Annotated in this window: 8 protein-coding genes and 2 pseudogenes; 4 read left to right on the forward strand and 6 right to left on the reverse strand. The window is 64.5% G+C overall.

Translation table 11 applies throughout. From position 1 onward, the window contains the following. Positions 1–63 precede the first annotated feature (63 nt). Positions 64–1,287: pseudogene (locus AC5Y5O_RS22370) on the forward strand (MFS transporter); the annotation flags it as partial. An 11-nt stretch (positions 1,288–1,298) separates the two neighbouring features. Here AC5Y5O_RS22370 and AC5Y5O_RS22375 read toward each other — a convergent pair. Then, positions 1,299–4,202 (reverse strand): MMPL/RND family transporter, encoded by a 2,904-nt coding sequence (locus AC5Y5O_RS22375; protein WP_500027508.1) that lies wholly within the window; start codon positions 4,200–4,202, stop codon positions 1,299–1,301. Continuing rightward, positions 4,199–4,636: an MmpS family transport accessory protein gene (locus AC5Y5O_RS22380; RefSeq protein WP_500027511.1), complete on the reverse strand. Its 438-nt coding sequence runs from the start codon at positions 4,634–4,636 to the stop codon at positions 4,199–4,201. The genes AC5Y5O_RS22375 and AC5Y5O_RS22380 overlap by 4 nt, the downstream gene beginning before the upstream one ends. Before the next feature lie 747 nt (positions 4,637–5,383). On the opposite strand from AC5Y5O_RS22380, the gene AC5Y5O_RS22385 reads away from it, so the two are divergent. Next, positions 5,384–6,409, forward strand: coding sequence for a TQO small subunit DoxD (locus AC5Y5O_RS22385; protein ID WP_096285093.1), 1,026 nt, complete (start codon positions 5,384–5,386; stop codon positions 6,407–6,409). A gap of 60 nt (positions 6,410–6,469) precedes the next feature. On the opposite strand, the gene dacB1 is transcribed toward AC5Y5O_RS22385, so the two are convergent. Further along, the gene (gene dacB1, locus AC5Y5O_RS22390) at positions 6,470–7,717 is read right to left on the reverse strand and encodes a D-alanyl-D-alanine carboxypeptidase DacB1 (RefSeq protein ID WP_096285095.1); all 1,248 of its coding nucleotides are present in this window, start codon (positions 7,715–7,717) and stop codon (positions 6,470–6,472) included. A gap of 176 nt (positions 7,718–7,893) precedes the next feature. Between dacB1 and AC5Y5O_RS22395 the strand changes: the two genes are divergently transcribed. After that, positions 7,894–8,187 (forward strand): hypothetical protein, encoded by a 294-nt coding sequence (locus tag AC5Y5O_RS22395; RefSeq protein ID WP_096285097.1) that lies wholly within the window; start codon positions 7,894–7,896, stop codon positions 8,185–8,187. Here AC5Y5O_RS22395 and AC5Y5O_RS22400 read toward each other — a convergent pair. Together AC5Y5O_RS22400 and AC5Y5O_RS22405 are read right to left on the reverse strand one after the other, a co-directional pair. Continuing rightward, positions 8,165–9,493, reverse strand: a complete 1,329-nt coding sequence (locus AC5Y5O_RS22400; protein WP_096290902.1) for an aspartate aminotransferase family protein — start codon at positions 9,491–9,493, stop codon at positions 8,165–8,167. The genes AC5Y5O_RS22395 and AC5Y5O_RS22400 overlap by 23 nt on opposite strands. Positions 9,494–9,525: 32 nt before the next feature. Continuing rightward, a complete protein-coding gene (locus tag AC5Y5O_RS22405; RefSeq protein WP_096285099.1) occupies positions 9,526–10,371 on the reverse strand; it encodes a mycofactocin-coupled SDR family oxidoreductase in 846 nt (281 codons plus the stop codon). Between the two features lie 81 nt (positions 10,372–10,452). Here AC5Y5O_RS22405 and AC5Y5O_RS22410 point away from each other — a divergent pair, with 81 nt between their 5' ends. Further along, positions 10,453–11,385, forward strand: coding sequence for a sigma-70 family RNA polymerase sigma factor (locus AC5Y5O_RS22410; protein ID WP_096285101.1), 933 nt, complete (start codon positions 10,453–10,455; stop codon positions 11,383–11,385). Here the strand turns inward: AC5Y5O_RS22410 and AC5Y5O_RS22415 are convergent. After that, a pseudogene (locus AC5Y5O_RS22415) lies at positions 11,324–11,935 on the reverse strand (carboxymuconolactone decarboxylase family protein); the annotation flags it as partial. The gene AC5Y5O_RS22410 and the pseudogene AC5Y5O_RS22415 sit on opposite strands and share 62 nt — an antisense overlap. Positions 11,936–11,999 lie beyond the last annotated feature (64 nt).

Below are 11,999 nucleotides of genomic sequence, written 5' to 3' on the forward strand. Positions count from 1 at the left end.
GCGCTGCATGCATCCGATCAAAGGATGGTTCTGCCAGTTCAGTGCCCGGTACTGTCACCAGCCATGGGCGTACCGTTGGCGCCTGCCTTCTCGGCACAAACGAACCCGTTCTGGAGACTGCTCTCCCAGGGCACGATTCACACCGCCGGGATGCAGCTCAGCAACGGCGCTGTGGTGTTGCCGTTCATTGCCGCGCACCACGGCCTCACCTGGGCGGCGGCGATGCTGTTTCCGGCGTACAGCATCGGCTCTATCGCGGGACATTCGTTGTCACCGGCGGCCCTGCAGCGAGCCGGCCAGATGCGGCACCTGCTGTTGGCGGTATCGGCGGCGATCTCGGCCGCACTGATTGTCTGTGACGCCGTCGTCCCCTGGACCGGTGTTTTCGCCGCGGCGGTGTTTGTGTTGGTGTCCGCGGGTGGGGGAGTCGTCGTCGCGGTTTCTCGCGTCGCCTACCTCGACCTGATTTCCAGCAAGCTGTCCGAGTTTCGGCGGGGCGAGCTGCTGCTGGTCAAGGGGGCCATCGGATCGGTGCTGGCCGTCGTCCTCACGCTGTTCGTCGTGCCGATGCTGGGCCATGGCGACACGATGGCGTATCACCGCGGTCTGCTCTGGCTGGGTGCAGCCGGACTGGCCGCCTCCGGCCTCGCGGCGTTGTTCCTCGGCCCGGTACGGGCCGTATCGGCGAGCACCCGGATGTCATTTCGGGAGACCTACCGGCTGGGCTTCGCGGTAGCCCGTTCCGAGCCGTGGTTTCGCCGGTATGTGATCACGTCTCTGCTGTTCGCTCCTGTCGCCCTGGGCACCACTTTCTATGCGTTGCGCACTGCCCATCAGGGCGGTGGTTTGCACGTACTGGTGATCGTTACCAGCATCGGACTCGTTCTCGGTTCGCCGCTGTGGAGCAGGGTGCACCGGCGTTTCGGAGTGCGCGGCATGCTGGTGGGCAGTGCCCTGGTCAGCGCGTTGGCCGCGGCGCTGTGCATCGTGGCCGAGTCGTGCGGCCTGTGGCAACACATCTGGGCGTACGGCTCGGTGTTCCTGCTGGCAACGGTAGCCACCGGGGCTGTCGTCGCTGCCGGGATCTCGTGGATCAGCGTGCTCGCCGCAGAACAGCACCGCGGCACACTGATCGGCTTTTGCTCGACGCTGGTTGCTGTCGTGTCCACCGTGCTGGGCGGGGCGCTGGGTGGCATCGCCCAGAAGCACACCACCATCTGGCCCGTCGTCGTGGTGCTGATTCTGTCCGTCATCGCCGCCGTGGTGTCCTTGGGCGCACCGCGGCGAGCGCACGCCGCCTAGGGTCGCGCTGTCTCCGGTGCCTTTTCGGCGGGCGGCAGCAACAGGGCACGTACCAAGCGGCGGGGCCCGGATGATCTGAGCATGCGGCTGGCCGGGCGGGGGCGGACTTGTTGGGGCCACCAGAACCAGCGTCCGAGTAGTGCGGCGATCGACGGTGTCATGAACGAGCGCACGATCAGGGTGTCGAACACCAGGCCCAGGCCGATGGTGGTGCCGATTTGGCCGATGACGCGGAGATCGCTGAAGACGAATAGCGACATGGTGACGGCGAATACCATGCCGGCGGCGGTGACGACGCCGCCGGTGCCGGCCATGGCGCGGATGATTCCCGTCTTCAGGCCGGCGCCGATTTCCTCTTTCAGTCGTGAGATCAGCAGCAGGTTGTAGTCCGATCCGACGGCCAGCAGCAGGATCACCGACATCGCCAGCACCAGCCAGTACAAGTCGACGCCGAGGATGTCCTGCCAGAGCAGCACGGACAGGCCGAAGGAGGAGCCCAGGGACACCAGCACGGTGCCGACGATGACAGCGGCAGCGATCACGCTGCGGGTCACGATCATCATGATGATCAAGATCAGGCTGATCGCGGCGACTCCCGCAATGAGCAGATCGTAAAAGGCGCCCTCTTGAATGTCCCGATACGTCGAGGCGGTGCCGCCCATCGAGATGGCCGCGCCCTGCATCGGAGTCCCCTTGATGGCCTCCTTGGCCGCCAGCTGGATCGGCTCGACACGGGAGATGCCTTCGGGCGTCGACGGATCTCCGTCCATCGCGATGATGAAGCGGGCCGCCTTGCCGTCCGGTGACAGGAACATCTTCAGGCCCCGCTTGAAATCCGGATTCTCAAAGGCCGACTGCGGGAGATAGAACGAATCGTCGACCTGGGCGGCGTCGAAGACCCGGCCCATGGCACCCGGGTCTTTGGTGTTCATCTCCTGCTCCTTGTAGAAAGACAGCAGTGTGCCGTGCCAGACGACCAGCATGTCGCGCATGATCGTCATCGTCGAAATCATCGGCAGCATCTGCGCGCGCATCTCCGGTAAGAGCCGGATCAGGACGTCCATATCCTTGACGAGCGACTCCAATTTCTCGCTCAGCTGATCGATGTTGTCGAACGTTTCGAATATCGATCTGACCGCCCAGCAGGCCGGAATATCGAAACAGTGCTTCTCCCAATAGAAATAGCTGCCGATCGGTCGCAGGAAGTCCGACAAGTCCGCAAGATGATCTCGTATTGTGTCGGTGGTGTTCGACATATCGTGCGTGAGGTGATCCATATCGACCGTGTTGTCGACGATTTCGCCCATGAGCTGATACATGTGCTTCATCGTGTCGATGGATACCGTCATCGCCTGCGCTTGGATCACCATGTCGTCCAGGCGGTCCTTCATGAATTGCATGTTTTCGGCCTGTGAGACGCCCTGCATGCTCATGATGAACGGAATCGACGTGTGTTTGAGAGACGTTCCCAGCGGCCGGGTTATCGATTTCACCTGTGAGATTCCGGGGCTGTGAAAAATGGCTTTCGCGACCTTGTCCAGGATCAGCATGTCCACCGGATCGCGCATGTCATGATCGGATTCGATCAAAAGCACATCGGGGTTGAGCCAGGACTGGGAAAAGTGCCGGCCCGCGGCCGCATCCCCGACGACGGCCGGCATGCTGGCCGGCACGAATCTGCGCAGATCGTAGGTCGTCCGGTAATTCGGTAAGGCCAGCAGCCCGACGAATGCCACCGCGCAGGTCGCCGCGAGCACCGGGCCGGGCCAGCGAACGATCGCGGTTCCCACCCGCCGCCAGCGCCGCGTGGCCATCCTGCGCTTGGGTTCGAAGAACTTGAAGAAGCTGGCGACGGTCAGCACCGCCGGCCCGAGCGTGAGCGCGGCGAGGACCGCGACCAACATGCCGACCGCACAGGGTGGCCCGAGCGACTTGAAGTACGGCAACCGGGCAAAGCTGAGGCAACACATGGCGCCGGCGATGGTCAGCCCGGAGCCCAGAATCACGTGGGCGGTTCCGTCAAACATGGCGAAGTACGCGGCTTCTCGGTCCTTACCCGCGTAGCGGGCCTCGTGGTAGCGGCCGAGCAGGAATATCGCGTAATCCGTGCTGGCGGCGATGGCCAGCAGCGTGAGCAAGTTGACCGCGAAGGCCGAAAGGCCGAAAACGCCGCGATCAACCAGAAAACTGACGATGCCGCGAATCGCCCCGAGCTCGATCCCGACCATGGCCACGACGAGGATCATCGTGACGAAGGACCGGTAGATGAAGAGCAGCATCGCCGCGATCACCACCCCGGTGATCAGGGTGACCCTGGCGATACTTTTATCGCCGGCCTCGGACTGATCGGCGATCAGCCCCATCGAGCCGGTTACATACGCCTTGAGTCCGCGTGGCGCCGGCGTGGTGTCGACGATGTGGCGTACGGCGTGGACCGAGTTGTATGCCGCCGTTTCACTCTTGCCGGCAAGGTAGACCACCACATACGCGGCTTTGTCGTCGGCACTTTGCGATCCCCCCGCCGTCAGCGGGTCACTCCAGAAGTCCTGGATGTGCGCGACGTGCTGGGTATCGGCCGAAAGGCGGCGCAACAGCTCGCTATAGAAACGGTGCGCCTCGTCGCCGAGTGGCTTGTCGCTTTCCAGCACGATCGTGGCGGCGTTGTCGGTACCGGATTCTCCGAATACCTGTCCCACCCGCTTGAGTGCCTGAATCGAAGCGCCGCCCTTGGGGCTCATCGAAACCGAATGCGCCTTGCCGACCGCTTCCAGCTGCGGGATGGCGAGATTGAGCACGGCCGTGAGCCCGAGCCAGATCAGGACGATCGGCACCGCGAATCGGCGGATGATCTTTGGCAACAGTGGGGGATTGGAGGCGGGTGCGGCGGCTGTTTGGCTCATCCGGCATTCACCTGGCAGAAGGTCAACGCTTTCGGTCCGGTTTCGGATCGCTCGTCCTTGGTCGTGCCGTTCACCTTGATTCGGCAGCCGATGACGCCGCCGCTGCTTTGCGCCAAAAGGTTGACGGTGACCGAAGTCAGTGTCGTCGACACCGTTTGCGACCACGGCAGCGGAATATTTTCCAGACGTTGCACGCGTGCGTCGGGATCCAGGTACGCGATCTTTGCGGTCGGGGCGGGGCCGAAGACTTCATAGGTGACTTGTTTCGGGTCGAACACCGGTTCGTCGAGATCGGCCTTGACCCTGACAACGGGATGTCCGTGAACGCCGAACATGCTATGGAGGCGATAGATTCCGAGCGCCGCGACACCGGCAATCGCAATTACGGCCAGCAGCAACCACATTCGTTTCACCACTGTGGTAACCGAATTCATCTTCGCCCTCGTCTGTCACCGGCGCGAACGCATATCCTCCGCCAGTTTTCGGCGTGCATTGCAAATCCGATAACTCGCGCGTCAGCGATGTAGACGCTACCGCCGATGGAATTGGCGCATCCTGGGTTTCAGCTAATCGTTAGGTGGTTTCTCGGTGAGCCCCGCATCCCGCCGCGCCCGGTGCTATGTTGATCGCGTGCGCCGCGCACCGAGAGCCCTCGAGACCACGCGGCGCAACCGACTTCGAGGCAAGCGGTGGGCAGCAGTCGCTGTGATCGTTCTTCTCGCGCCGCTTGCTCTCACGCATTGCCCGCGCACACTCGAGGCTTTGACTGCCATCGTTGCGGTACACCAGGAATCTGCACAGGCGGCGCCCCCCGCCGGTGAGCAGCCGGTTGACCACTCGCGCGCCGCGTCGATGCGGCATAAGGCTGCCCCCGGCGAGCTTTGCCGCAGCAGCGATTTCACTCTCGTTGCCAATGGTTCGCCTACTGGTACTGACGACTCACCCAGCACGCCCGCGGTCGGTTTTGCCCAGGGGATCGACGTCTCCGCAGGCAACGCGAGGGCACCTCCTCATATTTTCAGCGGACGCGCTCGCCTTCATTTGCTCTGCTCACTCCGGCGCTGAGGAATAGCCCACCGCCGGAGTGAATTCCGCTCCCCGCAGCTGCGGATAGTGCTCGCCAATTCCTTCGGCCATCCACTGTCATAATCATTCCGATTTTTTTAAGGATGGTATTTTCAATGCGAAATCAGGATCTCACTACTGAGCCCGGCACCCAAGGCTCGTCGGCTGCGCTCATTCTCTTTCCGCTCCGACTGGTTGTCGGGTGGACCTATTTTTCTGCATTTTGGCGCAGGGTAGTTCTCGCTGACAAGTTGGACGCCAGCAGCCCCGGATATGTCGGAGAGAAGTTCAACAATTTCCTTCCCAACGCACTGGGCATCAAACCGATCATAAGCTACCTGGTGATGCACCCGGATCTCCTGAAATGGTCCATGATTGCCTTCACAATGGTGGAAGCGCTCGTCGGATTGTTTCTGATGCTCGGGATATTTACCCGGACCATGGGTGCGATTGCCATGCTGCTGGCCCTCGGCATTCTGCTTGGCGCGGGTTGGCTGGGTACCACCTGTCTCGACGAATGGCAGATCGGAATTCTAGGTATCGCCTCGGGGGCCGCGTTCCTGCTCAGCGGAGGCGGCGAGTACTCAGTCGATGCTCTGCTCAGGCGCAAGGGCTTGAGCTTCACACGGAGCAAACATTTCACATGGCTGGCTTCGGGTGAATTGAAGGTCAGAAAGCCCGTGATCGTCATCGCGACGGCCGCGGTGCTTTCAGCAACGCTGGCGACCAACCAGTACTTTCATGGCGGTGTCTATGGGCCCCTGCATAACAAATCGGTCAAACCTGTCGTCAAAATCTCGGATGCCAGGATCACGCGCGGCGGTTTGCGGTTTACGGTCTATCGGACCGAAGGCGTGGATGTCTATGGCTCATTCCTGGTCAGTGTTGCTCTACTCGATAACGATACGACCATTTTCAAGGTCGCGGGTCCGCAGCTGAGCCAACTCCCCAAGAGCGACATCGTGAATTACAACGTGGCAGAGGTGAAACCGGGGACGTGTGGCCTGGTCATACCGTTGGGAGGCAAAGCGCGGATCTCCATCAACACCGGGGCCGCAGCTATTGACAGGAGTCGGGGCTACACACTTTCCCTCACCGACGTGAGCGGCGTCCGGTGGCAACAACCGGTTACCGGAGCGTGACCTTCGGTGGCCGCCACAATGTTGGGGTGATGCCGGTTCCGGCGAGCGTCACGATGGCGTTCAGTGCTGCGGCCGGCGGTTCATCGAGCGCGCGACCATGATCAACGAGAACACGACGATCGCCCCGATGATGCCCACACCCACCCGCACCGGCAACGCGTCGGCCGAGGGCAGTAGCCCCGCCGCCTGGGACCCGGCCCCAAGCCGATCCGCTGCGGGCTCTTGCTTGGGCGCCAGCGACGGGTCGGGTGCGATCAGGGCGCCGACCTGGGTGCCCTGCGCCGTGGCGAAGCCGTAGTCGAGCAGATGCGCCGCCTGCTCCCAGGGCGCGATCGGCTGCCGGGTGCCGTGCAGCAATATCGCCACCAGCCGTCGGCCGTCGTGGTTGGCCGCGCCGACGAACGTCTGGCCGGCATCGTCGGTGTAGCCGGTCTTGCCGCCGAGCGCGCCCGGATATTTGTAGAGCAGCTGGTTGTCGTTTTCCAGCTCATAGCCGGGGTGGTCGCCGTGACCGGGGAAGTCGAAGGTCTTCGTCGCGACGATGTCGGCGAAAGTCGGGTTCTGCCAGGCGTACCGGTAGAACAGGCCGATGTCGTAGGCCGAGGTGCTCATGCCCGGCCCGTCCAGTCCCGACGGTGTCGCCACCCGGGTGTCCTGGCCGCCGAGCTTGGCGGCCAGCACGTTGATCTTCTCCACCGCCTGCTGCATTCCGCCCAGCTGCATGGCCAGCGCGTGTGCCGCGTCGTTGCCGGAGTGCATCAGCAGCCCGTGCAGCAGCTGGTTGACGGTGTACACGCCGCCGTCGTCCACGCCGACCTTGGTGCCTTCGGCGGAGGCGTCGTCGGCCGTTCCGGTCACCGACTTGTTGAGGGGCAGCGCGTTCAGTGAGGCCATCGCGACCAGCACCTTGATGATGCTGGCCGGGCGGTGGCGGCCATGCGGATCCTTGGCCGCGATCACCGCGCCGCTGTCCAGATCCGCGACCAGCCAGGCGTCGGCGGAGACGTCGGTCGGCAGCGCCGGGGTGTCTGGCGCGGTGACGATGCCGCAGCCGGACAGGGCCTCGCCGCCGACCGGCTTGGCGGGCACCGCCAACGGCATCGGCGGATCGCCGGCCTGCGGCACCTCCGACGAGTCCACCGCGGGTGGAGTATTCACCTTGTACGGGCAGCTGGGAGCCCCGGCGTTGGCGCCGGGGCTCGGCTCCGCGAGCGCGGTGGGCATGCCCGAAGCGGCCGGGGCAGCGGTCATGAAAACCGCCGCAACCAGGCAGGATGCAGAACGTAGGCGAGCTTTTGAGCGGGGCATTGGTGTGCAGACTAGGCGATGGGGCGCCCGATTGCCGGGAGCCGCGCTGTGACTGCTGAGGCTGATGTGACAAGTTCATCCGTGCGGCGCAGGCTCCGGCAACCCACTACGCTGGCAGGGGCCGACAGCCGTCAGCCATCAGCCGTCGAAAAGGGTGCGCCATTCCAAGCGAGCGATTGTGGTCGAAGTGGCGGCGCCGCGCGGGCACCAACGGATCCGGCAGCTCGCCGCGATCGCTGGAGCAGCTGTTCAAACAGGTGGAGAAGTCGACCCAGGTACGGCGGACCGGACTTGACCAGGTGTTGGCCGAGTTGGAGATGCATCGCGACGCCACCGGCGATCCCGAGGCGCGGTCGGCGCTGGCCTGGCTGTGCAATTCGCTGTCGCGGTTCGTGAACAACCCGAGCGCGGCGCACGCCCGTCAGCTGGTGATGGCCACCGGCACCGCTAGGGCCGCGCTGGATCGCTGAGCACGCCGCGCAGGATCGATTCGATCGTGTCGAATTCGGCCTGACCGCTGATCAGCGGCGGCGCCAACTGGATGACGGAATCGCCGCGATCGTCGGTGCGGCAATACAATCCGGCCTCGAACAGCGCTTTGGACACGTGGCCCAGCAGCGCCCGGCGTTCGGTGTCGGTGAAGGTCTGTTTGGTCGCCTTGTCTTTGACCAGCTCGACGCCGTAGAAGAAACCCTCGCCGCGTACGTCGCCCACGATCGGCAGGTCGTACAGCTTCTCCAGGGTGGCGCGGAAGGCGGGCGCGTTGGCCTTGACGTGGTCGTTGATGCCCTCGCGCTCGAAGATGTCAAGGTTGGCCAGGCCGACGGCAGCCGAAACCGGGTGGCCGCCAAAGGTATACCCGTGCGGGAACATGGTCTCGCCGTCGTTGAACGGCTCGAACAGCCGCTCGCTGGCGATCATCGCGCCGATCGGTGAGTAGCCCGACGTCATGCCCTTGGCGCAGGTGATCATGTCGGGAACGTAGCCGACGTCGTCACAGGCGAACATCGAGCCGATCCGGCCGAACGCGCAGATCACCTCGTCGGAGACCAGCAGCACGTCGTACTCGTCGCAAATCTCCCGGACCCGCTCGAAATAGCCTGGGGGAGCGGGGATGCTGCCGCCGGCGTTCTGCACCGGTTCGAGGAACACCGCGGCCACAGTGTCGGGTCCCTCGAACTCGATCGCCTCGGCGACCCGGTCGGCGGCCCACTGCCCGAATGCTTTTGCGTCGGTGCGAAAGGGTTCGGGCGCCCGGTAGAAGTTGGTGTTGGGCACCCGGAAGCCGCCCGGCGTGACCGGTTCGAACGGTGCCTTGAACCGCGGCAGTCCGGTGATCGCCAGCGCTCCCTGGGTGGTGCCGTGGTAGGCGATCGCGCGCGAAATCACCTTGTGTTTCCCGGGTTTGCCGGTGAGCTTGAAATACTGCTTGGCCACTTTCCACGCGGTCTCGACGGCCTCGGTGCCGCCGGTGGTGAAGAACACCCGGTTCAGATCGCCGGGGGCATAGTGGGCCAGGCGCTCGGACAGCTCGATCGCGGGCGGGGTCGCGTACCCCCACAACGGAAAGAACGCCAGTGTGCTCGCCTGCCGGGCCGCGACCTCTGCCAGTTCGGTGCGGCCGTGGCCGACCTGCACGGTGAACAGCCCGGACAGCCCGTCCAGATAGCTCTTGCCGCGGTCGTCGTAGATCATGACGCCCTCACCGCGGGTGATGATCGGCGCGGTGATGTCGGCGCCGTGCCGGGCGAAGTGCAGCCAAAGATTGTCAGTCATGTTGTCAGCGAGCGTAACGCCACGGGCGGCGATCACTTAAGCAATATTCCGGCATCCACCGACAGCGTCGTGCCGGTGATGTAGCGGCCGGACTTGGCGCACAGGTAGAGCATCGCTTCCGAGACATCCTCGGCGTCGATCACCGAAACGGGCAGCAGATTCGTGAAGGCTGACGCGAGCGTCGGGTGCTGCTCGAGGAACCTGTCCATCATCTCGTTGTGGATCATCGGCGTCCCCACCCCGGTCGGATGCACGGAGTTCACTCGAATCTCTTTCTCCGCCAATGTAGTTGCGTAATAACGCATCAGGCCGATCACCCCGTGCTTGGCCGCGGTGTAGCCCGCCAGGCCCGGGTTGCGGGTGTCGAAGTCGCGCCCGATCGATTTGAAGCCCGCCGCCGAGCTGGTGATGACGACCGCCCCGCCGTCCTGGTGCGCGAGCAGATGCGGCAAGGCCGCTTCGATCGTGGAGTAGACGCCGTTGAGCATGATGTCGATCGCATCGACGTAGGAATCCATCGTCGGCTCGGCGAGGCCGATGCCCGGCCCCACGCCGGCATTGGCCAGGACGAAGTCCAGGCGACCGAGCTCGGCCACGCCGTTCGCCAGTACCGACTGAAGACGTTCGAAGTCACGCACATCGGCCTGCTCGGCGACGATGCGGCGACCGGTCTTCTCGACCAGGTTGACCGTCTCGTCCAGATCCTCGGGACAGCTCAGCGAATAAGCGACGGTGTCGATCTGCCGGCAGATGTCCACGGCGATGATGTCCGCGCCCTCCTCGGCGAACCGCAGCGCGTGCGCGCGGCCCTGCCCGCGCGCTGCACCGGTGATGAATGCGACCTTGCCTTCCAAGCGGCCTTCCAAGCGCCCCGTCATGAATCCACTGTGCTGCCGGACCGGGGCCGCCGGCAGCCAGTGCGCGCACAGTTGTAGTCAGGATGCGCATAGGCTCGGGACATGACCGCAACGCAGGTCACCGATTTCGAAGCGCTGCGCCCCCATCTGATGGCGGTTGCGTACCGGGTGACGGGCACCGTGGCCGACGCGGAGGACATCGTCCAGGAAGCGTGGCTGCGCTGGGACGGACAAGACGCGACGATCACCGACCTGCGCGCCTGGCTGACGACCGTGGTGAGTCGGCTCGGACTGGATCGGCTGCGCTCGGCCGCCCACCGGCGCGAGACCTACACCGGCAACTGGCTGCCCGAGCCGGTGGTGACCGGCTTTGACGGCACCGATCCGCTGGCTGCCGTGGTGGCGCGCGAGGACGCCCGGTTCGCGGCGATGGTGGTGCTGGAGCGGCTGTCCCCGGATCAGCGGGTCGCCTTTGTGTTGCACGACGGGTTCTCGATGCCGTTCGCCGAAGTGGCCGAGGTGCTGGGAACCAACGAGCCGGCCGCCCGGCAGCTGGCCTCGCGGGCCCGCAAGGCCGTCGCGAGCCAGCCGCCGCCGGAACCCGATCCATCGCACAACGAGGTGGTCGGCAAGCTGATGGCCGCGATGGCCTCCGGCGACCTGGAAGCGGTGGTGGCGCTGCTGCATCCGGACGTGACATTGACCGGCGACGCGAATGGCAAGGCGCCCACCGCAATCAACGTCATCCACGGGGCAGACAAGGTGGCGCGATTCTTCTTCGGCCTGGCCAACCGCTACGGCCCGGCGATGTTCACGACGTATCAGCTCGGGTTGGTCAATGGCGAACTCGGCGGCTACACCGCGGGGGTGCCCGCCGGCGACGGGTATCGCGAGATGATGCCCCGGATCATGGCGATGACGGTGCGCGACGGAAAGGTCTGTGCCCTATGGGATGTCGCTAATCCCGACAAGTTCAGCGGATCCCCGCTGCGCCTTCCGTCGCCCACGGAACGCGGCAACTATCACCCGAATTGAAGCCCTGCTCGGTGATGCCCAGCGCCGAGTTCACCCGCGCCCGCATGTTCTCCAAGCCGATCTGATAGGTCAGCTCGATCACCCCGGCGTCACCGAACCGCGCCCGCAGGTCGGCCACCTGCTCGTCGGTGACGGTGTGCGGATCGGTAGTCATGGCGTCGGCGTAGGCGATCGCGGCGCGCTCGTCGTCGGTGAACGCCGCCGAGGTGGCGTAGTCGTCGATCTCCCTGAGCCGCTTGATGTCGAGGCCGTCCAGGCGCTGCAGCATGGACCCGAAGTCGACGCACCACGAGCACCCGATCGAGCGCGCGGTCCAGTACACGGCGAGCTCACGGACACTGATCGGTAGCGTGCGGGACGCCCGGTCGACCAGGGTCTCGTGCACGGCGCCGGCGACCATCAGCCGGCGATGATGCGCGGCCACCGCGAACGGTTCGGGCACCTGGCCATAGCGCCGCTTGGCGATCCGGTACATGGCGCGGGTCATCAGGCCGGCGCTCTTGGGTGGTAGCGGCTGGATGCGTGTTTTCTGAGTCATACGTTCAAGACGACGCAGCTTCGGGGAGTGTGACCAAGCTTCTTCCAAGAATCCGATAAGGATCCCCGGCAAGTGT

Source organism: Mycobacterium sp. NGS40 (genome assembly GCF_059812735.1).

Coding starts and splice junctions, on each gene's coding strand:
- AC5Y5O_RS22375 (WP_500027508.1), bottom strand. CDS start 4,202: ATGAGCCAAACAGCCGCCGCACCCGCCTCCAATCCCCCACTGTTGCCA.
- AC5Y5O_RS22380 (WP_500027511.1), bottom strand. CDS start 4,636: ATGAATTCGGTTACCACAGTGGTGAAACGAATGTGGTTGCTGCTGGCC.
- AC5Y5O_RS22385 (WP_096285093.1), top strand. CDS start 5,384: ATGCGAAATCAGGATCTCACTACTGAGCCCGGCACCCAAGGCTCGTCG.
- dacB1 (WP_096285095.1), bottom strand. CDS start 7,717: ATGCCCCGCTCAAAAGCTCGCCTACGTTCTGCATCCTGCCTGGTTGCG.
- AC5Y5O_RS22400 (WP_096290902.1), bottom strand. CDS start 9,493: ATGACTGACAATCTTTGGCTGCACTTCGCCCGGCACGGCGCCGACATC.
- AC5Y5O_RS22405 (WP_096285099.1), bottom strand. CDS start 10,371: ATGACGGGGCGCTTGGAAGGCCGCTTGGAAGGCAAGGTCGCATTCATC.
- AC5Y5O_RS22410 (WP_096285101.1), top strand. CDS start 10,453: ATGACCGCAACGCAGGTCACCGATTTCGAAGCGCTGCGCCCCCATCTG.